Genomic DNA, 26,742 nt, shown 5'->3' with positions numbered 1-26,742 from the left:
CGTCATGAGCTGCGTTAGTCTGACCGTTCCTTGCTGTCTGCCGAGCTTTCCATGCCTGACCTGCTAGACCGCTACCCGCTGACGGCGGGCACTTATCACGAACTGCTCGACGACAGCGGCGCCGTGCGCCCGCACTGGCAGCGGCTGTTCGACCAGTTGCAACGCAGCACGCCAACGCAGTTGGTGCAGCGTCAGGCACTGTTGACCCGGCAGATCCAGGAAAACGGCGTGACCTACAACGTCTACGCGGACCCCAAGGGTGCCGATCGGCCGTGGGAGCTGGACCTGCTGCCGCATGTGATCGCTGCTGATGAGTGGGCGCAGTTATCGGCCGGGATCGCTCAACGGGCGCGTCTGCTGAACGCGGTACTGGCCGATTTGTACGGACCGCAACGGTTGATCGCCGAAGGTCTTTTACCTGCCGAGCTGGTATTCGGTCACAACAACTTCCTCTGGCCCTGTCAGGGCATCACGCCGCCCGATGGGGCCTTTCTGCATCTGTATGCCGTGGATCTGGCGCGCACGCCCGACGGTCGCTGGTGGGTGACGGCGGATCGGACTCAAGCACCGTCCGGCGCCGGTTACGCCCTGGAAAACCGCACGATCGTGTCCCGGGCCTTTCCCGAGTTGTACCGTGATTTGAAGGTGCAGCACCTGGCGGGGTTCTTCCGCACGCTGCAGGAAACCCTGGCCCGTCAGGCACCGAGCGATGATGAAGTGCCGCTGATCGTGCTGCTGACGCCGGGGCGTTTCAACGAAAGCTATTTCGAACACCTGTATCTGGCGCGGCAGCTCGGTTATCCGTTGGTGGAAGGCGGCGACCTCACGGTGCGCGATGCCACGGTTTACCTGAAAACATTGAGCGGCCTGCGCCGGGTCCACGCGATCATGCGCCGGCTCGACGATGACTTCTGCGACCCGCTGGAACTGCGTACCGATTCGGCGCTCGGTGTGCCGGGCCTGCTTGAAGCCGTGCGGCAGGGACGCGTGCTGGTGGCCAACGCACTCGGCAGCGGCGTACTGGAATCGCCGGGACTGCTGGGCTTCCTGCCAAGGGTCAATCAATTCCTGTTCGGCGAAGAACTGATCCTGCCGTCCATCGCCACGTGGTGGTGCGGCGAAGCGCCGGTGCTGGCCGAAGCATTGAAAAAACTTCCGGAATTGTTGATCAAACCCGCATTTCCGTCGCAGAGCTTCCCTCCGGTGTTTGGCCGTGATTTGAGTGAAAAACAGCGTCAGGTTCTCGCCGAGCGCATGCAGGCGCGACCTTACGCCTATGTGGCGCAAGAACTGGCTCAGTTATCTCAGGCGCCGATCTGGCAAGCCGAGGATGGTCATTTGCAACCCCGGGCCATCGGCATGCGCGTGTATGCGGTGGCCAGTCGCGACGGCTATCGGGTTCTGCCCGGTGGTTTGACCCGGGTTGCCGCGCAAGCCGACGCCGAAGTGGTGTCGATGCAACGCGGCGGCGCAAGCAAGGACACTTGGGTGCTCGGGGATCGGCCACCCAGCGGCGAGCAGTGGAAAGCCCAGCGCAGCATCGGCGTGCACGACCTGGTGCGGCGCGATCCCTATCTGCCGTCGCGGGTGGTGGAAAACCTGTTCTGGTTCGGCCGTTACTGTGAGCGTTGCGACGACAGCGCGCGGTTGCTGCGGATCATGCTGGCGCGCTATGTCGATGGCGACGATCCGCAAGCACTGGAGGCGGCTGTCGAGCTGGGTGAGCGGTTGATGTTGTTGCCTGATGAAGGTGAGTTACCTGAACGGTTATTGGCGGCGCTGCTCGGCGATGACTGGCCGTTCAGCCTGCGTTCCAACCTGCAGCGCTTGCAGTGGGCGGCTTCGCAGGTGCGCGGCAAGCTCTCGCGGGAAAACTGGCAGGCGCTCGTGGAGTTGCAACGCGAGGCTATCGAGCTGGAAACCGAAGAACCGGATTTCGGCGAGTTGCTGGATTTTCTCAACCGCCTGGTGATGTCGCTGGCGGCGCTATCCGGATTTGCCCTCGACGACATGACCCGGGACGAAGGCTGGCGCTTCCTGATGATCGGACGGCGGATCGAGCGCCTGCAGTTTCTCAGCGGCAGCCTGGCGGCGTTCCTGCGCGGCAGCGGTGCCTTCGATCAGGCCGGGCTGGAATGGTTGCTGGAACTGGGCAACAGCAGCATCACCTATCGCTCGCGGTATCTGGCCGTGGCGCAATTGATCCCGGTGCTGGACCTGCTGCTGCTCGACGAGCAGAACCCGCATGCAGTGCTGTTCCAGTTGAAACTGGTGACCCGCACCCTCAAACGCTTGAACGATGATTTTGCTGTGCCGCGCGAAGCGGGTCTGCCGCAATTGGTGGAGCGGCTGGCGCGCTTCGATCTGGGGTGCCTGGAGAATTCGCTGTTCGGCGAAGCCAGCGTTCATGCCGCCATTGAGGGGCTGGCCGATCTGCTGCAAGAGATCGCTGATGCCAGCGGGCAAGTGTCGGATCGTCTGGCGTTGCGCCATTTCGCCCATGTCGATGATGTCAGCCAGCGCACGGTGTCCGTCTGATGAGCGCCCGTTACCAGATTTTCCACGACACCCATTATCACTACGACAGCCCGGTGTCCCTCGCCCAGCAATTGGCGCATCTTTGGCCACGGGCCAGTAACTGGCAGCGCTGCACCGAGCAGCAATTGCAGATCAGCCCCGACCCGACATCGCGCCGGGACGAGCTGGACGTGTTCGGCAATCCGCTGACCCGACTGGCCTTCGAGCGGCCGCACGATGAATTATTGGTCAACGCCCGGCTCACCGTCGAAGTGTTGTCGCGGCCAACGCTCGATTTCAATCAATCTCCGGCCTGGGAAGAAACCCGCAACGCACTGACCTACAGCGGTCAGCCGCTTTCGCCCGATTTGTTGGAAGCTTGCCGTTTCCGGTTCGAATCGCCCTATGTGCATTTGAAGCGCAACTTCGTCGGTTTCTCGGAAAGCTGTTTCCCGGCGGGGCGACCGCTGTTGCTCGGCGTTCAGGCGCTGATGGAGAAAATCTTCAGCGAATTCACCTTCGATGCCGAAGCGACCCAGGTGGCGACGCCACTGGTGGAAGTGCTGGAGCGCCGGCGCGGGGTGTGCCAGGACTTCGCTCACCTGATGCTCGCTTGCGTGCGTTCCCGTGGGTTGGCGGCTCGTTACATCAGCGGTTACCTGCTGACTCAGCCGCCGCCGGGCCAGCCACGGTTGATCGGTGCCGACGCCTCGCATGCCTGGGTTTCGGTTTTTTGCCCGGTGCTGGGCTGGGTGGATTTCGATCCGACCAACAATGTGCAACCGGCACTCGAACACATCACCTTGGCCTGGGGCCGGGATTTTTCCGATGTTTCGCCGTTGCGGGGGGTGATTCTGGGGGGAGGTAATCACGATCCGGAAGTCCGCGTTACCGTGATGCCATTGGAGTAACAAAGCCCCCTTGTAGGAGCTGCCGAAGGCTGCGATCTTTTGATCTTGAGCTTTTTCAGGCCATTGAAGAGCAAGATCAAAAGATCGCAGCCTTCGGCAGCTCCTACAGGGTCAGCAGCATCGCTGCTGACCCTGGACACAGATCCGGTGGGCCTGATCAGATCATCGGGCCCTGAGGGTCTCAGGCGTCGGGCGCCTGATCTTTCGGTGCTTCAACATCACTTTCTGCGGCCACTTCACCGTCTGCTTCCGGGTTCAGTGCGGCGGCTTCTTCTTCAGCTGTAGCTTTCTTGCGCTGAAGCTTTTCCTCTTTCTTCTGCTCCTTGGCCAAGTCTCTCTGACGTTTGGCGAAGGAATAATTAGGTTTAGCCATGGGCGATCCTCTGGGGTCGAAGGTGAGGTTGAGCGGCGCATATTCTGCCCTGTATCGGTGCCGAGCCGTTAGCTGGGTTTTTGCTCTGTCCACTTTGGCACCACGGTCGGTTGCCAGGCGTCCAGGGCATCGAGCAGGGTTTGCGGTGATTCGCTCACTTGCAGCATGTCACGGTGTGCTTCGCGAACGAAGCCTTCGCCGACGATATGATCAAGAAAACCGGTCAATTGGCTGTAGAAACCGTTCACTTCCAGCAGCCCCAGCGGTTTGCCGTGGTAGCCGAGCTGGCCCCAGGTCCAGACTTCGAACAGTTCTTCCAGCGTGCCCAAACCACCGGGCAGCGCGATAAATGCATCGCTGAGCTCGGCCATCCGCGCCTTTCGCGCATGCATGCCGTCGACCACTTCCAGGCGAGTCAGGCCGCTGTGGCCGATTTCCTTGTCCTTCAGGCTTTGCGGGATGATCCCGATCACTTCACCGCCGGCCGCCAGTGCGGCATCGGCGACAATCCCCATCAGCCCGACGGCACCGCCGCCATAGACCAGGGTCAGCTTGCGCTCGGCCAATGCTCGCCCGAGGGCGACAGCCGCTTCACGATAAGCCGGATTGGTGCCGGTGCTGGCACCGCAAAATACACAAACGGATGCTAAAGACATGCCTTACTCCATGGTCAGGATGGCCACAGAGTAAAGGCAGAGGTGCGGCGCTCCAAGGTCTAAACTTCGCGCTGCGGCGTTTCACAGGTGCCACTGGCGCCACAGGCGTAAGCGGCGAGCAAACTGCACAAAAAGCTGTTGATGGACATGACAGACGCTCCGGATAAGTGAGGACGCCCTGATGATAGGGCCGCCCTGGATGTCTGGCTGGTAGATTGTTTCGATAAGTGTCATAGCTCGAAAGTTGTATACAATTTTTGATGCAGATCATAGGAACTTGCGAAGTTTTCAGGCAGTCTTCTGTCCATTCGCACTTTTGTTAACCCTGCCTTGGAGATTCACCATGTTTGCCAAACTTGTTGCGGTATCCCTGCTGTCACTGGCCAGCAGCCAACTGATGGCTGCCGAGTGCAAGACAACCATCGACTCCACTGACCAAATGTCATTCAACACCAAGGCCATTGAAATCGACAAAAGCTGCAAGACCTTCACCGTTGAACTGACCCACTCCGGCAACCTGCCAAAAAACGTCATGGGCCATAACTGGGTGCTGAGCAAAGAGGCTGACATGCAGCCGATCGCCACCGATGGTCTGGCGGCCGGTATCGACAAGAACTACCTGAAAGAAGGTGATGCGCGCGTCATCGCCCACACCAAAATCATCGGCGCCAATGAAACCGACTCGGTGACTTTCGATGTGTCGAAGCTTGATGCTGCCGAGAAATATGGCTTCTTCTGCTCGTTCCCGGGCCACATTTCGATGATGAAAGGTACGGTTACGCTGAAGTAAGCGAATCGGGTTCATAAAAAAAGCGTCCGCATGGGACGTTTTTTTTGCTCATTAGTGGGTCAAGCCGAATCCCTGTAGGAGCTGTCGAGTGAAACGAGGCTGCGATCTTTTGATTTTGATTTTAAAAGCAAGATCAAAGGATCGCAGCCTCGTTTCACTCGACAGCTCCTACAGGCTGCTACAGGGGCATAGTCAAGGTGCAAACGGCATCACTCGCTTGTGATGGGTCTTCCTGTACGTATCACAAATGATCTTGAACGCTTCCTCACGCACCGGCTCACCGTGCAGAAACGCGTCGATCTCGGCGTAGGTCACGCCGTGGGACGCTTCATCCGGTTTACCCGGCGACAAGTCTTCCAGGTCCGCCGTCGGGACCTTTTCCACCAGCGATTCCGGTGCGCCGAAACTGCGGGCGATGGCTCGAACCTGATTTTTCACCAGGCCGCTCAACGGAGCCAGGTCGCAAGCACCGTCGCCGAACTTGGTGAAAAATCCCATCACCGCTTCTGCCGCGTGGTCGGTGCCGATTACCAGGCCATGAGCCGCGCCAGCGATAGTGTACTGGGCGACCATGCGCATCCGCGCCTTGGTGTTGCCGAGGACGAAATCCACCGAGACCGCATGCTTGCCTTCGAAGGCGGCCACTTCATTGGCCAGGGATTTGACCGCAGGGCCGATGTTCACGGTGTGGCGCTCGTCTGGCGTGATGAAATCCACCGAAGCCTGTGCGTCGTGTTCATCGAACTGGGTTTCGTACGGCAGGCGCACGGCGATGAACTTGTAGTTGTCATCACCGGTGCGAGTGCGCAGTTCACACATGGCGCGCTGGGCCAGCAGGCCGGCGGTCAGGGAATCGACCCCGCCGCTGATGCCGAGCACCAGGGTCTTGAGCCCGGAATTGACCAGACAATCCTGGATGAAGGTAATGCGCCGGGCGATTTCCGCCTCGAGGGCGGCCTTGTCGGCGAACGGCGGCTGGACCTTGAGCTGTTCAGCAATCTCACGCTGTTCGGCTTGCATGAATTCACTCCTTGCTTGGTGTGCTGGAAAGGGCGGCAGGAACTTTGAAAACGTGTCGCAAGTAAGCGACGAAATTCGGGTCTTTGCAGTGAGTCTTGCCAGGCTCGTCGGAGATCTTTGCCACCGGCTGGCCATTGCAGGCCGCCATTTTAAGCACGATGCTCATCGGTTCAACACCTGGAATATCGCACGTCATGTGGGTGCCGATGCCGAAGCTGACATTGATCCGACCGCGTAATGCGCGAAATATTTCCAGCGACTTGGGCAGCGTCAGACTGTCGGAGAACGTCAGTGTCTTGCTCATCGGGTCGATGCCCAGCTTTTGATAGTGGGCGATGGCCTTTTCTGCCCAGATCCCCGGATCCCCGGAGTCATGGCGCAGGCCGTCGAAGAGCTTGGCAAAGTACAGGTCGAAATCGTTGAGGAAGGCATCCATGGTGATGCAATCGGTCAGGGCGATCCCCAGCAAACCGCGGTATTCGCGGACCCAGCAATCAAGGGCGGCAATCTGGCTGTCGATCAGTCGCGGACCGAGTTGCTGGTGCGCCATGATCCATTCGTGAGCCATGGTACCCAGCGGCTTCATGTCCAGTTCCCGGGACAAATGCACGTTGCTGGTGCCGACGAAACGGCCGGGGAAATCGTGCTTGAGCACGTTCACTACTTCTTCCTGCACTCGGTAGGAAAAGCGACGGCGGGTGCCGAAATCGGCTACCTGCAAATCGGACAATTCGTCGCTGCTGGCGTTGGCGGTCAGCCAGTCGAACTTGCGATAAAGCTGCTCGCGCGCCTGCTCCAGAACGATGTCCCGGTAGCGATAGCGGTTGCGCACTTCGCTGACGATGGACAGCAGCGGCACTTCGAAGAGGATCACATGCAGCCACGGCCCGCGCAGGCGGATGAACAGTTCGCCGTTTTCAATGCCGGTGTGGATGTAGCGCAGGTTGAAGCGAAACAAACCGAGAAAACGCAGGAAATCCGGCTTCATGAAGCTAATGCGCTCCATGAAACTCAACTGGTCGGCGCTCAGGCTCAACTCGGCCAGGCGTTCGATCTGGAAGCGGATCTCCGCCAGATACGGGCGCAGATCTTCACTGTTGCGGCAACGAAACTCCCATTCGACTTCCACGTTCGGGTAGTTGTGCAGCACCGCCTGCATCATCGTCAGTTTGTAGAAGTCGGTGTCGAGCAGGTTCTGCACGATGCGATCGGCAAACACACTCTCGCTCATAACGGGGTTCTCCACTTTGAATGCAGATAGTGGCGCATATCGGTGGTGGGTATTGCCAGTGATTTCTGTGTTGACTATGTAGGAGCTGTCGAGTGAAACGAGGCTGCGATCTTTTGATCTTAAAAAATCTAAGTCAAAAGATCGCAGCCTCGTTTCACTCGACAGCTCCTACAGGGGGGCAGGGGGGCAGTCAGCGGAGGTGGGATTATCAATCTGTTCCAGCATCCACTTCACAAAATCCCGCACCTTGGGCACTTCCGCCGAATGCTCCGGGTACGCCAGGTAATAGGCGTCGGAGCTGGGCATCGCATGCTGCCAGGGAATGACCAGTTTGCCGTCGGCCAATTCCTCTTCCACCAGAAACCGCGGTAACAGCGCCACGCCGCAGCCGACCTGCGCGGCGCGGATGCACATATAAAAGGTTTCGAAGCGTGGCCCGTGGTAGCTGTGTTCAGTGTGATAACCCTGGCTATCGAACCAGTCATGCCAGGCCTGTGGTCGCGACGCGTTTTGCAGCAGGACCAGGTCGGTGAGTTGGGTCGGATCGGTGAATGGAGTGGCCGGCAAACTGCCCGGTGCACACACGGGAACAAGCTCTTCGCCGAACAGTTTCAGGCATTCGGTGCGGGGCCGTGAACCCTGGCCGAAATAGAACGCCAGATCGCTGCGACCTTGCAGCAGATCATCGGCTTCCTGCTCGCTGCACAGGTCCAGGTGGATCGACGGATGGCGCAGGCGCCAGCCTTTCAAACGGGGCACCAGCCAGCGGGCGCCGAAGGTCGGCGGGGTCGAGACGCGCAGGACTTCGGTTTCCCCGCCGTAGGAACGCAGGTAGTGGGTCGACATCTCGACTTGCGTGAGGATTTTTCGTACCTCAACCAGGTACAAATCACCGGCCGGGGTCATTTGCAGGCGTCGACGCACCCGGCGGAACAGCAGGTGCTGCAACAATTCTTCCAGTTGCGCGACCTGTTTGCTGACCGCGCTCTGGGTCAGGTTCAGCTCTTCGGCGGCCCGCGTGAAGCTCAAATGCCGGGTCACGGCCTCGAAACACTGCAGCGCGGTGATCGACGGCAGGTAGCGTTTATTCAGCATGGGTTGTCCTTTTTTCTTGTTTCTTACTGACCAGCAATTCGCAGCATGAATAAACGGAATGATATCTCTCTTAAAGGTCGTTTGTTGGGTAACCTCCGGCGAGCTAAAACTACAGGTCTGATCAGTCGTGATATTCCGGCTGCACGTTTTCTGTTTTTTGCTTGAGGAGTGACCCATGGTTGCCGCATTGCTTGATCGTCTTGGTGTGAACCCGGCCCTGTACCAGAACGGCAAGGTGCCGGTGCATTCGCCGATCGATGGCAGCAAGATCGCCTCTGTGAACTGGGAAGGCGCCGCTGAAGTCGAGCAGCACATCAGTCGCGCAGATCATGCGTTCGAATTGTGGCGCAAGGTCCCGGCCCCGCGCCGTGGGGAGCTGGTGCGGCAACTGGGCGACATCCTGCGTGAATACAAGGCCGACCTCGGCGAGCTGGTGTCCTGGGAAGCGGGCAAGATCACTCAGGAAGGCCTGGGTGAAGTTCAGGAAATGATCGACATCTGCGACTTCGCCGTCGGCCTGTCCCGCCAACTGTACGGTTTGACCATCGCCTCCGAGCGCCCTGGCCACCACATGCGTGAAACCTGGCACCCGCTGGGTATCGTCGGCGTGATCAGCGCGTTCAACTTCCCGGTGGCGGTCTGGGCGTGGAACACCACGCTGGCGCTGGTCTGCGGTAACCCGGTGATCTGGAAACCGTCGGAGAAAACCCCGCTGACCGCACTGTCCTGCCAGGCGTTGTTCGACCGTGTACTGAAAAACTTCAGCGACGCACCTCCGCACCTGAGTCAGGTCATCATCGGTGGCCGCGATGCCGGCGAAGCGCTGGTCGATGACCCGCGCGTCGCGCTGATCAGCGCCACGGGCAGCACCCGCATGGGTCGCGAAGTGGCGCCGAAAATTGCCGCACGTTTTGCGCGCAGCATTCTGGAACTGGGTGGCAACAACGCGATGATCCTCGGCCCAAGCGCCGATCTGGACATGGCTGTTCGCGCCATTCTGTTCAGTGCCGTCGGCACCGCCGGCCAGCGTTGCACCACTTTGCGTCGCCTGATCGCTCACGAATCGGTGAAAGAAGAAATCGTCACCCGCCTGAAAGCCGCTTACTCGAAAGTGCGTATCGGCAATCCGCTGGAAGGCAACCTGATCGGCCCGCTGATCGACAAGCACAGCTTCGACAACATGCAGGACGCGCTGGAGCAGGCCTTGAGCGAAGGCGGCCGGGTCTTCGGCGGCAAGCGTCAGTTGGAAGACAAATACCCGAACGCTTACTACGTCTCGCCGGCCATCGTCGAAATGCCGGAGCAGAGCGATGTGGTCCGTGACGAAACCTTCGCGCCGATCCTGTACGTGGTTGGTTACAAGGACTTCGCCGAAGCACTGCGCTTGAACAACTCGGTGCCACAAGGCCTGTCCTCGTGCATCTTCACCACCGACGTGCGTGAAGCCGAGCAGTTCATGTCGGCGGTGGGCAGCGACTGCGGCATCGCCAACGTCAACATCGGCCCGAGCGGCGCGGAAATCGGCGGTGCGTTTGGTGGCGAGAAAGAGACCGGCGGTGGTCGTGAGTCCGGCTCCGATGCATGGCGCGGGTACATGCGTCGTCAGACCAACACCGTGAACTACTCGCTGGAACTGCCGTTGGCGCAGGGTATTACGTTCGACTGATGGAAAAGTGGTGTGCTTGAAAAGATCGCAGCCTTCGGCAGCTCCTACGGGATTGTGCCTGGCTGCGGTTTTGTAGGAGCTGCCGAAGGCTGCGATCTTTTTGGCGGCTTGGTTAGGTTTCTGTTGGAGTCTGGCAATGCCGTTACGCGAAGAGTGTCTGTGGGAAAAACTGACGCCGCAAAGGCCCGACAACACGGCGCTCAAGGGCGAAGTCACGGTTGACGTGTGCGTCATCGGCGCCGGTTTCACCGGTCTGTCGGCGGCGGTGCATCTGCTGGAACAAGGTAAAACGGTATGCGTGCTGGAAGCCCATCGCGCCGGTCATGGCGGTTCGGGACGCAACGTCGGGCTGGTCAACGCCGGCATGTGGATTCCACCGGACGACATTGACGCCGGCTTCGGCGAAGCGGTCGGCAGCCAGCTCAATCGCATGCTGGGGGCGGCACCTTCGTTGGTGTTCAGCCTTGTGGACAAGTACAACATCGATTGCCAGTTACGCCGCGAAGGCACGCTGCACATGGCGCACAACGCCCGTGGCGAAGCGGACTTGCGCAGTCGTGAGGAACAATGGAAACGTCGCGGTGCACCGGTCGAACTGCTGACGGGGCAAGCCTGCGAACAGGCAACCGGCACCCAAAAAATCGCCGCCGCGTTGCTCGACAAGCGTGCCGGCACGATCAACCCGATGGCTTACACCACGGGGCTGGCCAAGGCGGCCATCGGCCTCGGCGGTCAGCTGTTCGACCATTCTCCCGTGACTCGACTCGAACGTCAGGGCCAACGCTGGTCGGTACAGACCGCCCAGGGTTCAGTGCTGGCCGAGCAAGTCGTGATCGCCTCCAACGCTTACACCGAAGGTGACTGGACGGAACTGCGGCGCAACTTCTTCCCCGGTTACTACTATCAAGTGGCCTCCGTGCCGCTCACCGAAGAGGCTGCGCAGCAAATCCTTCCCGGTGGCCAGGGTTCCTGGGACACCCGTCAGGTACTCAGCAGCATTCGTCGCGACAAAGACGGCCGCCTGTTGCTCGGCAGTCTGGGTAATGGCAATCAGAAGCCGACCTGGTTCCTCAAGGCCTGGGCCGACCGGGTTCAACAGCACTATTTTCCGTACCTCAAACCAGTGGAATGGGAGTGCACCTGGACCGGTTGCATCGCCTTCACCCCCGATCATTTGATGCGTCTGTTCGAACCGGCGCCCGGTTTAGTGGCAGTCACCGGCTACAACGGTCGGGGCGTGACGACTGGCACTGTAGTCGGCAAAGCCTTTGCCGATTATTTGTGTAACGGAAATCCTCAGGCGCTGCCGATTCCCTTCGCCCCCATGCAACCACTGGCTGGGGTGGGGCTGCGAAGCTGTCTGTACGAGGCCGGATTTTCGCTGTATCACGCGGGCCAGTGCTTGCGGATCGTGATTTGATTGCTGAAATTTGTTGCTGGAAGCGGCGCTTTTCGGCGCAGCGACTAGCCTGTAGTGGTGCGGGTTGTAGCAGTCCCGCACCAGCAGTGTGCACTTCGGTGACGCACGTTGTTACAGGCTGGTTGCACGTCGTTTGACACCGCGGTTGCAATGATGGCGCATGCGGGTTGCGCCATTAAAAATAAATGGTTTCACCTTCTGCGGTTTAGACGGTTGCACGCCCAATGAAAATGGGCCCGAAACAGTCGAAAAAACAATAAAGCAGCGACTTGTTCAAGAATAAAAAACCGATGGCACGGCCCTTGCTCTGAGCATTCAGTGAAGTCGCAGTGCCAACTAAAAAAAACCTTGGAGCACCACCTCATGTCCCAGACGTTTTACAAGAAAGGCTTTCTGGCCCTCGCAGTGGCAGCTGCGTTGGGTGTTTCTGCGTTTGCACAAGCTGATGTGAAAATCGGTGTGGCGGGTCCCATGACGGGCGCCAACGCAGCATTTGGCGAGCAGTACATGAAGGGTGCACAGGCAGCAGCCGATGCGGTCAACGCAGCGGGCGGCGTGAACGGGGAAAAAATCGTACTGGTCAAGGGCGATGACGCCTGCGAACCGAAACAGGCTGTGACGGTCGCCAAGGACCTGACCAACCAGAAAGTGGCGGGTGTGGTCGGTCACTTCTGCTCCTCGTCGACCATTCCGGCTTCCGAGATCTACGACGAAGCAGGCATCATCGCAATCACTCCGGGTTCCACCAACCCACAGGTGACCGAGCGCGGCCTGAGCGCCATGTTCCGTATGTGCGGTCGTGACGACCAGCAGGGCATCGTGGCCGGCGACTATATCGTCGACGTGCTCAAGGGCAAGAAAGTCGTGGTTCTGCACGACAAAGACACCTACGGTCAAGGTCTGGCCGATGCCACCAAGGCTCAACTGGTCAAGCGCGGCGTAACGCCGGTACTGTACGAAGGTCTGACCCGTGGCGAGAAAGACTTCAGCGCCGTGGTCACCAAGATCCGTGCAGCCGGTGCCGATGTCGTCTATTTCGGCGGCCTGCACCCGGAAGCCGGTCCACTGGTTCGCCAACTGCGTGAACAAGGCCTGAAGGACGTCAAGTTCATGTCCGATGATGGCATCGTGACTGACGAACTCGTGACCACCGCCGGCGGCCCGCAGAACGTTGATGGCGTGTACATGACCTTCGGCGCCGACCCACGCCTGCTGCCAGACAGCAAGACCGTGGTAGACACTTTCCGCAAGGCCGGCACCGAGCCGGAAGGCTACACCCTGTACGCTTACGCTTCGGTTCAGACCCTGGCAGCTGCCTTCAATGGCTCCAAGTCCAACAGCGGCGAAAAAGCGGCCGAGTGGCTGAAGAAAAACCCGGTTAAAACCGTGATGGGCGAGAAGACCTGGGACGCCAAGGGCGACCTGAAAATCTCCGACTACGTGGTTTATCAGTGGGACAAGGATGGCAAATACCACCAACTGGAAAAACAGAAGTGATATGAGCGTGTAACCGGCCTGTGGGGAGGGAGCTTGCTCCCGCTGGACAGCGCAGCAGTCCTTTTTTGGGGACGCTTCGCGACCCGGCGGGAGCAAGCTCCCTCGCCACAGAGACAGTGTTCACCCTCAGCTGACTGGCATTTTCCAGAAGGCACATCTGTCTTTTCTCGTAGAGCTGCACACAACCGTGTTGCGCGGGTGGCTGAACCCCGGTCCGTCGCACCCGGTTTCTGTGCAGTCTCTCAAATGCGTGAGATTGCGTTATGGATGGTATTTTCCTGCAGCAACTGGTCAACGGCCTGACCCTCGGGTCGGTCTATGGCCTGATCGCCATCGGCTACACAATGGTCTATGGCATCATCGGCATGATCAACTTCGCCCATGGCGAGGTTTACATGATTTCCGCTTACCTCGCGGCGATCAGTCTGGCTCTGCTGGCATACTTCGGTATTGAATCCTTCCCTCTGTTGATGCTTGGCACACTGGTCTTCACCATCATCGTCACGGCGGTGTATGGCTGGGTCATTGAGCGTGTGGCCTACAAACCCCTGCGTAACTCCACCCGACTGGCACCGCTGATCAGCGCCATCGGTATTTCGCTGATCCTGCAAAACTATGCACAGATCGCTCAGGGCGCCCGCCAACAAGGCGTACCGACCCTGCTGACCGGTGCATGGCGAGTGGAAGTCGGAAGCGGCTTCGTCCAGCTCACCTACACCAAAATCTTCATTCTGGTTGCCGCATTCGCCGGTATGGCCCTGCTGACCTACGTCATCAAGTACACCAAACTCGGGCGCATGTGCCGCGCAACCCAGCAAGACCGCAAGATGGCCTCGATCCTGGGGATCAACACCGATCGCGTGATTTCCTACGTGTTCATCATCGGTGCGGCAATGGCGGCCTTGGCCGGCGTGCTGATCACCATGAACTACGGCACGTTCGATTTCTACGCAGGCTTCGTCATCGGCATCAAGGCGTTCACCGCAGCGGTACTCGGCGGAATCGGCTCGCTGCCTGGCGCGATGCTCGGCGGAATCATTCTCGGGATTTCCGAGTCGCTGTTCTCGGGTCTGGTCAACTCGGATTACAAAGACGTTTTCAGCTTCTCGCTGCTCGTTCTCGTTCTGGTCTTTCGGCCCCAAGGCCTGCTCGGCCGTCCTCTTGTGTCGAAGGTGTAAGCGATGTCTTCAACCACTAAAAAAACAATTGATCTCAAAAGAAGCCTGGTTGACGCGATTCTTGCCGGTCTGGTCGCCCTCATTGTGTTCGGCCCGATTGTTGGCATAGTCCTCGACGGCTACGGCTTCAATCTGGAAACGACCCGAGTGGCGTGGATTGTCGCCATCGTCATGGCCGGCCGCTTTGCCCTGAGCCTGTTCCTGCAAACGCCGAAAGGCCTGAGAATTCTCGAAGGCTTTGAAACCACCGGTTCGGGGGTTCATGTACTGGCACCCGATTACAAATCCCGGCTGCGCTGGATCATCCCGCTGATGATCGTCATCGCCGTGGTGTTCCCGTTTTTCTCCAACTCCTACTTGCTGGGCGTGGTCATCCTCGGGTTGATCTACGTGCTGCTGGGCCTGGGCCTGAACATCGTGGTCGGCCTGGCCGGCCTGCTCGACCTCGGTTACGTGGCGTTCTACGCCATCGGTGCTTATGGACTCGCACTTGGTTATCAGTACCTGGGGCTGGGTTTCTGGACGGTGCTGCCACTGGCGGCTATCACGGCGGGGCTGGCCGGCTGCATCCTCGGTTTCCCGGTGTTGCGCCTGCACGGTGACTACCTGGCGATCGTGACCCTGGGCTTCGGTGAAATCATCCGCTTGATCCTCAATAACTGGCTGACCCTGACCGGTGGCCCGAACGGCATGGCCGCGCCGCTGCCAACCTTCTTCGGCATCGAGTTCGGTAAAAGGGCGAAAGAGGGCGGGGTGCCGTTCCATGAGTTCTTTGGCATCGCCTATAACCCGGACGTGAAGTATTACTTTATCTACGTGGTGTTGTTCCTGGTGGTATTGGCCGTGTTGCATATCAAGCACCGCCTGACCCGTATGCCGGTCGGTCGCGCCTGGGAAGCCTTGCGTGAAGATGAAATCGCCTGTCGTTCCATGGGGCTGAACCACGTGCTGGTCAAGCTTTCGGCGTTCACCATCGGTGCGTCGACTGCCGGTCTCGCGGGTGTGTTCTTCGCCACTTATCAAGGGTTCGTCAACCCGACTTCGTTCACCTTCTTTGAATCGGCCCTGATCCTTGCCATCGTGGTACTCGGTGGCATGGGCTCGACCATCGGCGTCGTCATCGCAGCCTTCGTGCTGACCGTGGCCCCGGAACTGCTGCGTGGCTTCGCGGAATACCGCGTGCTGCTGTTCGGCATCCTGATGGTGTTGATGATGATCTGGCGACCGCGCGGCCTGATTCGGATCAGCCGTACCGGTGTGACCCCGCGTAAAGGAGTAGCGCCATGAGCGAAGTCGTACTCTCGGTCGAGAAGCTGATGATGCACTTCGGCGGCATCAAGGCGTTGAACGATGTCAGCCTGAAGGTCAAGCGCAACTCGATCTTCGCCCTGATCGGCCCCAACGGCGCCGGCAAGACCACCGTGTTCAACTGCCTGACCGGGTTCTACAAGGCCTCGGGCGGCAAGATCGAACTCAACGTGCGTGGCCAGCGGACCGATGTCATCAAAATGCTGGGTGAGCCGTTCAAGGCGACTGATTTTGTATCGCCGAAAAGCTTCATCAGCCGGCTCCACTACAAGATGTTCGGCGGCACTCACCTGGTGAACCGTGCCGGCCTGGCGCGGACGTTCCAGAACATTCGCCTGTTCAGGGAAATGTCGGTGCTGGAAAACCTGCTGGTGGCCCAGCACATGTGGGTCAACCGCAGCATGCTCGCCGGCATCCTCAACACCAAGGGTTACCGCAAGGCTGAAAGCGATGCGCTGGACCACGCCTTCTACTGGCTGGAAGTGGTGGACCTGGTGGACTGCGCCAACCGTCTGGCCGGTGAACTGTCCTACGGTCAGCAACGCCGTCTGGAAATCGCCCGGGCCATGTGCACCCGCCCGCAGATCATCTGCCTCGACGAACCGGCCGCCGGCCTCAACCCTCAGGAAACCGAAGCGCTGAGCGCGATGATCCGGCTGCTGCGCGACGAGCACGATCTGACCGTGGTGCTGATCGAACACGACATGGGCATGGTGATGAGCATTTCCGACCACATCGTGGTGCTGGACCACGGCATCGTCATCGCCGAGGGTGGCCCCGAGGCGATACGCAACGACCCGAAAGTGATTGCGGCCTACCTGGGCGCCGATGAAGAGGAAGTGGTGCTATGAGCCAACCGATCCTCGAACTCAAAGACCTCGACGTGTTCTACGGGCCTATCCAGGCCCTGAAGAACGTCTCGCTGCACATCAACGAAGGGGAAACCGTCAGCCTGATCGGCTCCAACGGTGCCGGCAAGTCGACCCTGTTGATGTCGATCTTCGGTCAGCCACGGGCGGCAGATGGGCAGATCATCTATCAAGGTGTGGACATTACCCACAAGTCGTCGCACTACATCGCCTCCAACGGCATCGCACAGTCGCCGGAAGGCCGGCGCGTATTCCCCGACATGACCGTCGAGGAAAACCTGTTGATGGGCACTATTCCGATCGGCGACAAATACGCCAAGGAAGACATGCAGCGCATGTTCGAGCTGTTTCCACGGCTCGAAGAGCGGCGCACCCAGCGCGCCATGACCATGTCCGGTGGTGAGCAGCAAATGCTTGCCATCGCCCGTGCGCTGATGAGCCGGCCCAAGCTGCTGCTGCTTGACGAGCCGAGCCTGGGCCTGGCGCCGATCGTGGTGAAACAGATCTTCGCCACCCTGCGGGAGCTGGCCAAGTCCGGCATGACCATCTTCCTGGTCGAGCAGAACGCCAACCATGCGCTCAAGCTGTCGGACCGGGCGTATGTCATGGTCAACGGCGAGATCCGCATTACCGGCACCGGCAAGGAGCTGCTGGTGAATGAGGAGGTGCGTAACGCTTATCTCGGCGGACACTAAACCGTTAAGCACGAAAAAACGCCCTGACGAACTCAGGGCGTTTTTTTTTGTGCATGCCCGATGCCGCACGGACCTGTAGGAGCTGGTAGGAGCTGTCGAGTGAAACGAGGCTGCGATCTTTTGACTTTGCTTTTTAAAGACAAGATCAAAAGATCGCAGCCTCGTTTCACTCGACAGCTCCTACAGGGGAATCAAGGGGAAAGGGAAATTGTGGAAAACAAATTTACCAAGCTCTCAAAGCGCGACATAAAGCCGCTGCAAATAGTTGTTTTGTCACGGTTTTGACTTGTCCCCGTTTGCTGTGGAACTGGCTGTGAATAACGTGGGAGCAGCTGGCTGAGGGCCTTTAGATACGTGGCTTGCAGAGATGTGGTTGTTTTTTGATCAGTGGTTTTTACGGGACCGAAGCTCAGCGTTGTCAATCTTTTTATTGGCTGCGAAACCAGCCTGAAACGGAGGGACGATACCTGTGGATAAGTCTGTGGTTAAACTCTGGAAAGACTCGGCTGAGGGCCGTAGTTACTGGCTTGGCGCCATCGCTGGTTTTCCGGGTCCATCGTGCAAAATGCCTTGGGCTACACAGTGAACACCTCAGGGTCAAGCAAAAAACTTTGTGATCTGCCCGCAAAGCCTTGTGCACAGCGGCTTTCAGCTTTTTCACTTGCCCCCGGAAACTGTGGATCGGCCTGTGGATAACGTGCGCGTACATGGCTACAGGCCACGGGGGATATGGCGTCGCTGGCTCTGATCGTTTTTTGTACAGCTTTTGCGGTGGTTGCCGCTGTCGGCAAGGCCGGGCATGCTGCCAGCTGATTTTTTATTCCAATGGCTGCCCGTCGGCCGAAGCGAGGAGAACACGATGTCCAACACCCTGTTTATTACCGGCGCGACTTCCGGTTTTGGTGAAGCCTGTGCCCGTCGTTTTGCCGAGGCTGGCTGGAAACTGGTGCTGACAGGTCGTCGTGAAGAACGCCTCAATGCGCTGTGTGCCGAGTTGTCGAAGCAGACCGAGGTCCATGGCCTGGTGCTCGACGTGCGTGATCGCAAGGCCATGGAGGAGGCGATTGCCAACCTGCCGCCGTCCTTTGCCAAGCTGCGCGGGCTGATCAACAACGCCGGTCTGGCGCTCGGCGTGGACCCTGCACCGAAGTGTAACCTTGATGATTGGGACACCATGGTCGACACCAACATCAAGGGCCTGATGTACAGCACTCGTCTGCTGTTGCCGCGCCTGATCGCCCATGGCCGTGGCGCCGGCATCATCAACCTCGGTTCCATCGCCGGTAACTATCCGTATCCGGGCAGTCACGTGTATGGCGCGAGCAAGGCGTTCGTCAAACAGTTCTCACTGAACCTGCGCTGCGACCTGCAAGGCACGGGCGTGCGCGTCAGCAACATCGAGCCGGGCCTGTGTGAGAGCGAGTTCTCGCTGGTGCGCTTTGCCGGTGACCAGGAGCGGTACAACGCGACCTACGCCGGTGCCGAGCCGATCCAGCCGCAAGACATCGCTGAGACCATTTTCTGGGTGCTCAATGCGCCGGCACACATCAACATCAATAGCCTTGAGCTGATGCCGGTGAGCCAGACGTGGAGCGGGTTTGCGATTGAGCGCAATGGTGGCAAGGCGTAATTGTGGCGAGGGAGCTTGCTCCCGCTGGACTGCGCAGCAGTCCCCTTCTTTTTAGGGATAAGCGGGGCCGCTTCGCGGCCCAGCGGGAGCAAGCTCCCTCGCCACAGAGGATTTAGCCGAGATAGTCGGCCAATCCTCGATAGCAGGTCGCCAAATGATAAGGCGTAGTCGAAGGCATGTCCTGACGGCTCACTTCACCGTTCTCATCGCGACACTCGTACCAGCCACCCGCATGCAGCGAGCGCTGTTGCAGCGCCTGCAACTGGCGCAACACCGATGTCTCGCTGTCGGGACGCAGCGTCAACGCACGCAGGTATTCGGCCTGAGCCCAGATGCGCTGGGTGCCATCCTTCGAATGCCCGTCCAGCGTGAGCATCGCCCGAACAGCCCCGGTCGATTGATCAACGCCTGACTGCTCGGTGAACGCAAAAGCGCGCTCCAGCGAAGCGTGCAGCTGCGAACTGCGCAACAACGGCGAAGACTCCAGCAGGAAATACCATTCGAACTGATGTCCCGGTTCGAACCAGTTATCCACAGCGCCCAGCGGCTTTTCCATCAGCACACCGTGCTGCGGATCGATAAAGCGCTTCTGCAGGGCTGTGCATAACTCGACGAGCGCGTCCTGCGCGGCGGCGTCTTTGCGTACCGACAGCGTGGCGAGGAACGCTTCGGCCAGGTGCATCAACGGGTTTTGCAGCGGCCCGGTGTTCAGCGACGACCAGTCACGTTCAAGGCAGGCTTCGTACAGGCCGTCGCCCGTGGAGAAACGCTGCGCAACCACTTCCAGCACGGCATTGAGCACCGATTCCACCAGCGGCTCGCGAACCTTGTCCCAGTAATGGGCGCAGGCGAAGAGGATGAAGGCGTGGGTGTAGAGATCCTTGCGCTGATCCAGCGGCGCGCCTTGCGGATCGATGCTGTAGAACCAGCCACCGTGTTCGGCGTCATGGAAATGTTGCTGTAACGAGCGGAACAATGCGGCGGCCCGTACTTCGGCGCCCGGCACTTGGCCGATCAGGCTGGAAAACACATACAGCTGCCGCGCGCAGGCCATGGCCCGGTAGCGTTGCGGTGGCAATGGTTGATGCCCGGCGTCCAGCGCCTCGTAGGGCAGCGCCAACTCGGCATTCCAGCCGGGGCCTTGCCAGAGGGGCACGATTACATCCTGGAAATGCTGTTGCACCGAGGCGAACAGAGCGGTCAATACAGGTTGGGAAGCGGAGCGGGAAACAGGCGGCATTGGCTGGCGTCGTCACGGCAGGGTTGATTGCGCGACATGTTATCAGGCCTGAGAGATATGGTGTCTGTCAGGCCGCCTTCGCGAGCAAGCCCGCTCCCACACTAGAAATGTGAACACAGGACAAATGTGGGAGCGGCGGTGCGACGATTCGACTTGCTCGCGAAGAGGCCATCACAGGCAATACAAATTCAACCCGCCAGCAACCAGACCCCGGTCGCCGCCGAAGCCGCGCCCGCCAAACGAACCAACGGCGCTGCCGCCTGCGGCAACACTCTAACCACCGCATAACCCGCCGCATGCAACGCCGCCGTCGCCGCCACAAACCCCGCGGCATACGCCCACGGACTCGACATGTCCGGCAATTCCAGCCCATGCGCCACACCATGGAACAGCGCAAACAACGCCGTCGCACCCACCGCCACACCCAACGGCGGACGCACCGCCAGTGCCACCGCCAGGCCCAGCGCCAGCACCGACGCGGCGATCCCGCTTTCCAGCGCTGGCAGGTTCAGCCCTTCAAACCCCAGCAACCCGCCGATCAGCAGGGTGCCGACAAACGTGCACGGCAGCGCCCAACGCGCCGAACCTTTCTGCTGCGCCGCCCACAGCCCGACCGCAATCATCGCCAGCAAGTGATCGAGGCCGCCAATCGGGTGGCTGATGCCGGCGATCAAACCATTGTCGCCGTGACCGGGGTGGGCGAAGGCGATGGCCGGGGTCAGCAGCAGGGCCATGGCGCCGAGAATGCGTTTAAGTGACATGGAGAAGCTTCCTTGTTGATAAGTTTGATCGTAATCAGGCTGCGGTCAGCAGGCCCTGGCGTTCGATGAAGGCGATGATTTCTTCCAGGCCCTGCCCGGTTTTCTGGTTGCTGAAGACAAAAGGTTTGCCGTTGCGCATGCGCTTCGTGTCGCAGTCCATCATCTCCAGCGACGCGCCCACCAGCGGCGCGAGGTCGATCTTGTTGATCACCAGCAGATCGGATTTACAGATTCCCGGCCCGCCCTTGCGCGGCAGCTTGTCGCCGGCAGAAACGTCGATCACGTAGATCGTCAGGTCCGACAGTTCCGGGCTGAACGTGGCCGACAGATTGTCGCCACCGGACTCCACCAGAATCAGGTCCAGCCCCGGAAAGCGACGGTTCAGTTGATCCACGGCTTCAAGGTTGATCGAGGCGTCTTCGCGGATCGCCGTGTGCGGGCAGCCACCGGTTTCAACGCCGATGATCCGCTCCGGCGCCAGGGCTTCGTTGCGCACCAGAAAATCAGCGTCTTCGCGGGTGTAGATGTCGTTGGTCACGACCGCCAGGTTGTAGCGGTCGCGCAGCGCCAGGCACAGGGCCAAAGTCAAAGCGGTTTTACCGGAACCGACCGGGCCGCCGATGCCGACGCGCAGAGGTTGTGTGTTCATGTGATTCTCCAAAATAACAGGCCCTAGGAACGGAACAGACGGCTGTACTGGCGCTCATGGGCCATGCACGCCAGGGACAGGCCGAAAGCGGCGCTGCCATAGTGTTCGGGGTTGATTCGGGTGGCGTTCTGCTGGGCTTCCTGCAGCAGCGGCAGCAGTTCGCTGGTCAGGCGTTGCGCGGCTTGCTGGCCCAGTGGCAGGGTTTTCATCAGCACCGCCAACTGGTTTTCCAGCCAGCTCCAGAGCCACGCGGCCAGGGCGTCTTGCGGGGTGATGTGCCAGGCGCGCGCGGCCAGCGCCCAGCCGAGGGCCAGGTGCGGTTCGGAACGTTGTTCGAGAAAGGCGCGGGCCGATGCATCGAGTTCCGGCAAACCGTTGAGCAGTTGTTGCAAGGAATAACCCATCTGCCGGCTTTCCTGATGCAACTCGCGGGTTTCCCGACTGGCGCGGTGTTCTTCGCAGCGTTGCAACAGTTCGCCCCAGTGTTCATCGGCGGCGGCCACACAATGGGCGAGCAGCAACGGCGCTTCGAAACGCGCCAGATTCAGCAGTAACTGATCGCTGATCCAGCGACGTGCGCTGTCGGCATCATTCACCCGGCCGTTATCCACCGCCATTTCCAGCCCTTGGGAATAGCTGTAGCCGCCAATCGGCAATTGCGGACTGGCCAGGCGCAACAGCGCCCAGGCCGGGTTCATAGGCGTACGCCGAACTGATGCAGTTTCGGCGGATAGTTGAAGTCTTCGTCGCCATGCCGGGAGTGGTGATGACCGCCACCATAGGCGCCGTGCTCAGGCTGGAAGGGTGCTTCGATACTCTCGGTGTGGGCGCCGAGTTGCTCGAGCATCGCCTTGAGCACGTAATCATCGAGCAGGCGCAGCCAGCCATCACCGACTTGCAGGGCGACGTGGCGATTGCCGAGGTGATACGCCGCACGGGTCAGCTCGAAAGCGTTGGCGCAGGTGACGTGCAGCAGTTGTTCGGGGCGGGCGCAGACGCGGACGATGCGACCGTCCTCGGCTTCCAGGCATTCGCCGTCATACAGCGGCGGCTGACCGCGCTCCAAAAATAACCCGACGTCTTCACCCTCGGCACTGAAACAGCGCAAACGGCTTTTGCTCCGGGCTTCGAAGGTCAGGTGCAATACAGCGGCCCAGACGGGTTGAGGGTCGATTCTGCGATGAATCACCAGCATCGGAAGGCTTCCAGCAATGGACATTGCTGTGGTTAGAGCAAGGGGCTTGCCAATCGGGGGGAGTGTAGGAAATGCCTGTCGGCGCTGAGTGGGTGTGTCGGAAGGTTGCGGCAATTTGGTGCGCGTCACACTTGGATGCACCAATTTGCCGCGCACAAAAAAGATCGCAGCCTGCGGCAGCTCCTACATGGAGCGCAATTCTCTGTAGGAGCTGCCGAAGGCTGCGATCTTTTCAGGCATTACTCGGTGCTGCCGAGGCCTTGCCAGTGCTTGAGGCCGATGAAGATAAAGCGCAGCTGCTGGGTAATCTTCGCCTGCGGCGTCAGATGTTCGGGCAACGCTTCTGCCGGAGGATCAATAATTTCCGGCAAGGTTGCGAACACGCTTTTAACGATGAGATCGGCCATGACGCTCAGCCCGGCGATGTCCAGATGTTGCAGCTTCGGCATCAGCGACAGGTCGGCCGCCAGATCCGAGCTGATGTCTTCGCGCAACCGGCCGATGGCCAGGCGCACCGGCAGCGAACCGCCGTACTGCTCGCGGGCGAGAAACAGGAATTGCGAACGATTGGCTGACACCACGTCGAGAAAGATCCGCACCGAGGCGTCGATGATGCCGCCCATCACGAACTCGTTGTGGCGCACCAGGCGGATGGTTTCGCGGAAGGTCTGACCGACTTCGCTCACCAGCACCAGGCCCAGCTCATCCATATCGGCGAAATGCCGGTAGAAACCGGTGGGGACGATGCCGGCGGTCTTCGCCACTTCGCGCAGGCTCAGGCTGCCGAATCCTCGGCCGCATTCCATCAAATGGCGGGCAGCGTCCATCAGGGCGTTACGGGTTTGTTGTTTCTGTTCGGCGCGGGGCAGCATCGCAAGGGTGTTTTCTGGACAAGATAGCGACGCACTCTAGCAAATCGGCTTTGCTGGCGTCGAACGACTATCGGGGATAACAAAAAGGGGGGGGCAGGGTGGGGAAAGGGTGCTTCTATAAAGTCAAAAGCCCAATCCGTGGATTGGGCTTTTTTTCACGGCCGCCATGGGCTTAGCTCAAAGCGCTGTTGCGTTCGATCACGCGGTCACCACCACCTTCAGCGAGGGTTTGACCTTGTGGGGTGCGTTCGGAGCCGTCAGCAGCGAGGGTTTGACCTTGTGGGGTGCGTTCGGAGCCGTCAGCAGCCAGGGTTTGGCCTTGTGGGGTGCGTTCGGAGCCGTCAGCAGCCAAGGTTTGGCCTTGTGGAGTGCGTTCGGAGCCGTCAGCAGCCAGGGTTTGGCCTTGTGGAGTGCGTTCGGAACCGTCAGCCGCCAGGGTTTGACCTTGTGGAGTACGGTCTGAGCCATCCTGAGTGATCAGGCCTTTTTCTTTCAGGCGTTCATTACCACCTTCGGCAACGGTCTGGCTGAACACCGAATGGGCGGATTTCACTTGTGGGGTTGCCTGATCGGCAGCTGGCAAAGCGAAAGCGGTGCTGGCCAGCATGGAGAGGGTAAGGCTAAGCAGTAATTGGCGTTTCATAATGGGGTGCTCCGTAGGAGGGCTTTAAAGTGGGTACGAGAGCAATGCTACTCTCGATAAGTCGATATAAAAGTTCATAAACGCAATGGTAATAATCAACGGAATTGATTGTTCCGTGCAGGCGCTCTAGAACGGGTGTTTCCGGCGAACTTTTTCGCCTGATGTGGGTAGTTTCGACCCACAGGCGCCGCGCAAAAGTGCGGGGGCGGTAACGCCGGATTCGAGAGCAGGGTGTCCCCGACCGATTATTTGAGCGTTAAGCCGTATTTCGGTTAAACCTGAGCGCCATTTCCCAGTCCTAGGTTTCATGGCCGGCCGGTTCTGGCCTAACGTTTCACACGTGCGTCGCAGTCATGGCGCTCAGTCGTCTTCAGGAGCCCTGTGCAATGACGCGCACCCCGAAAATTTTTGCATGGACCTTTGCCAGCCTGGTTGTGCTGCTGGCGATACTGGTTCTGATCATCGTGTTCTTCGATTGGAACCGGATCAAACCGACCATTAACAACAAAGTCTCCGAAGAGCTGCATCGACCGTTTGCCATCAATGGCAACCTCGCGGTGGTCTGGCGGCGTGAGCTCGACGAAGGTGGATGGCGCGCCTGGGTGCCATGGCCGCATGTGGTGGCGGAGGACCTGAGCCTCGGCAATCCGGACTGGTCGAAGCAGCCGCAGATGGTCACGCTCAAACGCGTCCAGCTGCGCATTTCGCCGCTGGCCTTGTTGGCGCAACGCGTGACGATCCCGCGCATTGACTTGACCGAACCGAACGCAGAGCTCCAACGCCTGGCCGATGGCCGCGCGAACTGGACGTTCAAGTTCGACCCGAAAGACCCGAATGCCGAGCCTTCCAGCTGGGTGGTGGACATCGGCGCAATCGGCTTTGACAAGGGCCACGTCACCCTTGACGACCAGAGCCTGAAAACGCAGCTCGACCTGATCATCGACCCATTGGGCAAACCGATTCCGTTCAGCGATATCGTCGGCGACAAAGCAGCGAAAACCGCGCAGGAGAAGGGCGCTGCACCTCAGGACTACGCGTTTGCGCTGAAGGTCAAAGGCCAATACCACGGCCAGAAACTCGCTGGCGAAGGCAAGATCGGCGGTCTGTTGGCCTTGCAGGATTCGGCCCGACCGTTCCCGCTCCAGGCCCAGGTAAAGATCGCTGATACCAATATCGAACTGGCGGGCACGCTGACCGATCCGCTCAATCTCGGCGCATTGGACCTGCGCCTGAAACTGGCCGGCAGCAGCCTCGGCAACCTCTATCCGCTGACCGGCGTGACCCTGCCGGATTCACCGCCCTACGCCACTGACGGCCACTTGATCGCCAAGCTGCACGAAGCGGGCGGCGCGGTGTTCCGTTATGAAGAGTTCAACGGCAAGATCGGCGAGAGCGACATTCATGGCAGCCTGGCCTATGTCGCCAGCCAGCCACGACCGAAACTCAGTGGTTCGCTGATTTCCAATCAACTGTTGTTTGCTGACCTTGCGCCGTTGATCGGCGCCGACTCCAACGCCAAACAAAAGGCCCGTGGCGGTGAAAGCAAGCAGCCGGCGGACAAGGTGTTGCCGGTCGAAGAGTTCAAGACCGAGCGCTGGCGCGACATGGACGCGGATGTCGAATTCACAGGCAAACGCATCGTCCACAGTGCAAAACTGCCGTTCAATGACCTTTATACCCACCTGGTGTTGACCGATGGCGTGCTCAGCCTCGAACCCCTGCGCTTCGGCGTGGCTGGCGGCAAGCTGGAGGCGCAGATTCGCCTGAACGGTCGCACCGAGCCGTTGGAAGGCAATGCCAAACTCACCGCGCGCGGGTTCAAACTCAAGCAGTTGTTCCCGACGTTTGAGCCGATGAAGACCAGTTTCGGCGAGCTTAACGGCGATGCCGACATCAGCGGTCGCGGCAACTCAGTGGCCAAACTGCTGGGCACCGCCAATGGCAATCTGAAAATGCTGATCAACGACGGCGCGATCAGTCGCGAGTTGATGGAACTGGCCGGGCTCAACGTCGGCAACTATGTGGTCGGCAGGATCTTTGGTGACAAGGAAGTGAAGATCAATTGCGCGGCGGCCGACTTCGACATCAAGACCGGCCTGGCAACCACGCGCCTGTTTGTCTTCGATACCGAGAACGCGATCATCTACATCGATGGCACGGCGAACATGGCGACTGAGCAACTGGATTTGACGGTTACCCCGGAATCCAAGGGCTGGCGCCTGATTTCGTTGCGCTCGCCGCTGTACGTGCGGGGCAAGTTCATCAAGCCGGATGCCGGTGTGAAAGCGGTGCCGCTGATACTGCGAGGGGCGGGGATGGTGGCGCTGGGTGTGATTGCTGCGCCAGCGGCGGGGTTGCTGGCGCTGGTGGCACCGAGTGGTGGTGAGCCGAATCAGTGTGTGCCGTTGCTGCAACAGATGAAGGCGGGCAAGGTGCCAGTTACCGTTAAGCCCACCAAGTAAATCTACGGCGTCTTTGAAGACGCTTTCGCGAGCAAGCCCGCTCCCACAGGAGATCACCGACCTG

General features: G+C 59.7%; 24 protein-coding genes. 12 read left to right on the top strand and 12 right to left on the bottom strand.

What is annotated here, in order from left to right; genetic code table 11:
• Positions 1-51 precede the first annotated feature (51 nt).
• Together ACYZTL_RS12770 and ACYZTL_RS12765 are read left to right on the top strand one after the other, a co-directional pair.
• Positions 52-2,538 carry a circularly permuted type 2 ATP-grasp protein gene (locus ACYZTL_RS12770; RefSeq protein WP_461952090.1) on the top strand — a complete coding sequence of 829 codons (2,487 nt, stop codon included), beginning with the start codon at positions 52-54 and terminating at the stop codon, positions 2,536-2,538.
• A complete protein-coding gene (locus ACYZTL_RS12765) occupies positions 2,538-3,428 on the top strand; it encodes a transglutaminase family protein (RefSeq protein ID WP_461952089.1) in 891 nt (296 codons plus the stop codon). The genes ACYZTL_RS12770 and ACYZTL_RS12765 overlap by 1 nt, the downstream gene beginning before the upstream one ends.
• A 181-nt stretch (positions 3,429-3,609) precedes the next feature.
• On the opposite strand, the gene ACYZTL_RS12760 is transcribed toward ACYZTL_RS12765, so the two are convergent.
• Both ACYZTL_RS12760 and ACYZTL_RS12755 read right to left on the bottom strand, forming a co-directional pair.
• Complete coding sequence (locus tag ACYZTL_RS12760; protein ID WP_407014587.1) at positions 3,610-3,801, bottom strand: hypothetical protein; 192 nt, start codon at positions 3,799-3,801, stop codon at positions 3,610-3,612.
• Positions 3,802-3,869: 68 nt separating this feature from the next.
• On the bottom strand, positions 3,870-4,457 hold the full coding sequence (locus ACYZTL_RS12755) for an LOG family protein (RefSeq protein ID WP_461952088.1): 588 nt from the start codon (positions 4,455-4,457) through the stop codon (positions 3,870-3,872).
• Between the two features lie 343 nt (positions 4,458-4,800).
• Between ACYZTL_RS12755 and azu the strand changes: the two genes are divergently transcribed.
• Positions 4,801-5,247 (top strand): azurin, encoded by a 447-nt coding sequence (azu, locus tag ACYZTL_RS12750; protein WP_461952087.1) that lies wholly within the window; start codon positions 4,801-4,803, stop codon positions 5,245-5,247.
• 192 nt (positions 5,248-5,439) lie between these two features.
• Here azu and nadE read toward each other — a convergent pair whose 3' ends face one another.
• From nadE to ACYZTL_RS12735, 3 genes are all read right to left on the bottom strand, one after another.
• Positions 5,440-6,267 (bottom strand): ammonia-dependent NAD(+) synthetase, encoded by an 828-nt coding sequence (gene nadE / locus ACYZTL_RS12745; RefSeq protein WP_461952086.1) that lies wholly within the window; start codon positions 6,265-6,267, stop codon positions 5,440-5,442.
• Between the two features lie 4 nt (positions 6,268-6,271).
• Entirely contained in the window at positions 6,272-7,498 is a 1,227-nt protein-coding gene (pncB, locus tag ACYZTL_RS12740) for a nicotinate phosphoribosyltransferase (protein ID WP_461952085.1), read from the bottom strand.
• Positions 7,499-7,666: 168 nt separating this feature from the next.
• The gene (locus ACYZTL_RS12735; RefSeq protein ID WP_461952084.1) at positions 7,667-8,593 is read right to left on the bottom strand and encodes a LysR family transcriptional regulator; all 927 of its coding nucleotides are present in this window, start codon (positions 8,591-8,593) and stop codon (positions 7,667-7,669) included.
• A gap of 175 nt (positions 8,594-8,768) precedes the next feature.
• Between ACYZTL_RS12735 and amaB the strand changes: the two genes are divergently transcribed.
• The 8 genes from amaB to ACYZTL_RS12695 all read left to right on the top strand — a co-directional run bounded on the left by amaB (position 8,769) and on the right by ACYZTL_RS12695 (position 18,856).
• Positions 8,769-10,259 carry an L-piperidine-6-carboxylate dehydrogenase gene (amaB, locus tag ACYZTL_RS12730; protein WP_461952083.1) on the top strand — a complete coding sequence of 497 codons (1,491 nt, stop codon included), beginning with the start codon at positions 8,769-8,771 and terminating at the stop codon, positions 10,257-10,259.
• Between the two features lie 136 nt (positions 10,260-10,395).
• On the top strand, positions 10,396-11,679 hold the full coding sequence (amaA, locus tag ACYZTL_RS12725; RefSeq protein ID WP_461952082.1) for an L-pipecolate oxidase: 1,284 nt from the start codon (positions 10,396-10,398) through the stop codon (positions 11,677-11,679).
• 363 nt (positions 11,680-12,042) lie between these two features.
• The gene (locus ACYZTL_RS12720; RefSeq protein ID WP_461952081.1) at positions 12,043-13,176 is read left to right on the top strand and encodes a branched-chain amino acid ABC transporter substrate-binding protein; all 1,134 of its coding nucleotides are present in this window, start codon (positions 12,043-12,045) and stop codon (positions 13,174-13,176) included.
• Between the two features lie 263 nt (positions 13,177-13,439).
• Positions 13,440-14,354 carry an ABC transporter permease subunit gene (locus tag ACYZTL_RS12715; protein WP_008035385.1) on the top strand — a complete coding sequence of 305 codons (915 nt, stop codon included), beginning with the start codon at positions 13,440-13,442 and terminating at the stop codon, positions 14,352-14,354.
• Positions 14,355-14,357: 3 nt separating this feature from the next.
• A complete protein-coding gene (gene livM / locus ACYZTL_RS12710; RefSeq protein ID WP_461952080.1) occupies positions 14,358-15,641 on the top strand; it encodes a high-affinity branched-chain amino acid ABC transporter permease LivM in 1,284 nt (427 codons plus the stop codon).
• The gene (locus ACYZTL_RS12705) at positions 15,638-16,513 is read left to right on the top strand and encodes an ABC transporter ATP-binding protein (protein ID WP_461952079.1); all 876 of its coding nucleotides are present in this window, start codon (positions 15,638-15,640) and stop codon (positions 16,511-16,513) included. The genes livM and ACYZTL_RS12705 overlap by 4 nt, the downstream gene beginning before the upstream one ends.
• Positions 16,510-17,226 carry an ABC transporter ATP-binding protein gene (locus tag ACYZTL_RS12700; protein WP_461952078.1) on the top strand — a complete coding sequence of 239 codons (717 nt, stop codon included), beginning with the start codon at positions 16,510-16,512 and terminating at the stop codon, positions 17,224-17,226. Before ACYZTL_RS12705 ends, ACYZTL_RS12700 begins: the two co-directional genes overlap by 4 nt.
• An 859-nt stretch (positions 17,227-18,085) precedes the next feature.
• On the top strand, positions 18,086-18,856 hold the full coding sequence (locus ACYZTL_RS12695; RefSeq protein WP_461952077.1) for an SDR family oxidoreductase: 771 nt from the start codon (positions 18,086-18,088) through the stop codon (positions 18,854-18,856).
• A gap of 112 nt (positions 18,857-18,968) precedes the next feature.
• On the opposite strand, the gene ACYZTL_RS12690 is transcribed toward ACYZTL_RS12695, so the two are convergent.
• The 7 genes from ACYZTL_RS12690 to ACYZTL_RS12660 all read right to left on the bottom strand — a co-directional run bounded on the left by ACYZTL_RS12690 (position 18,969) and on the right by ACYZTL_RS12660 (position 24,216).
• Positions 18,969-20,096 (bottom strand): AGE family epimerase/isomerase, encoded by a 1,128-nt coding sequence (locus ACYZTL_RS12690; protein WP_461952076.1) that lies wholly within the window; start codon positions 20,094-20,096, stop codon positions 18,969-18,971.
• 188 nt (positions 20,097-20,284) lie between these two features.
• Entirely contained in the window at positions 20,285-20,857 is a 573-nt protein-coding gene (locus ACYZTL_RS12685) for a HupE/UreJ family protein (RefSeq protein WP_461952075.1), read from the bottom strand.
• Positions 20,858-20,891: 34 nt separating this feature from the next.
• Positions 20,892-21,506, bottom strand: coding sequence for an urease accessory protein UreG (ureG, locus tag ACYZTL_RS12680; RefSeq protein ID WP_461952074.1), 615 nt, complete (start codon positions 21,504-21,506; stop codon positions 20,892-20,894).
• Positions 21,507-21,529: 23 nt separating this feature from the next.
• Entirely contained in the window at positions 21,530-22,204 is a 675-nt protein-coding gene (locus ACYZTL_RS12675; protein WP_461952073.1) for an urease accessory protein UreF, read from the bottom strand.
• Complete coding sequence (ureE, locus tag ACYZTL_RS12670; protein WP_461952072.1) at positions 22,201-22,701, bottom strand: urease accessory protein UreE; 501 nt, start codon at positions 22,699-22,701, stop codon at positions 22,201-22,203. The genes ACYZTL_RS12675 and ureE overlap by 4 nt, the downstream gene beginning before the upstream one ends.
• A gap of 239 nt (positions 22,702-22,940) precedes the next feature.
• Complete coding sequence (locus tag ACYZTL_RS12665; protein WP_461952071.1) at positions 22,941-23,573, bottom strand: TetR family transcriptional regulator; 633 nt, start codon at positions 23,571-23,573, stop codon at positions 22,941-22,943.
• A 172-nt stretch (positions 23,574-23,745) separates the two neighbouring features.
• Positions 23,746-24,216, bottom strand: a complete 471-nt coding sequence (locus ACYZTL_RS12660; protein ID WP_461952070.1) for a hypothetical protein — start codon at positions 24,214-24,216, stop codon at positions 23,746-23,748.
• A 386-nt stretch (positions 24,217-24,602) separates the two neighbouring features.
• Here ACYZTL_RS12660 and ACYZTL_RS12655 point away from each other — a divergent pair, with 386 nt between their 5' ends.
• On the top strand, positions 24,603-26,678 hold the full coding sequence (locus ACYZTL_RS12655; protein ID WP_461952069.1) for an AsmA family protein: 2,076 nt from the start codon (positions 24,603-24,605) through the stop codon (positions 26,676-26,678).
• Positions 26,679-26,742 lie beyond the last annotated feature (64 nt).

The organism is Pseudomonas sp. LB3P81 (genome assembly GCF_054897965.1).
This window is presented reverse-complemented; position numbering and strand designations above follow the sequence as displayed.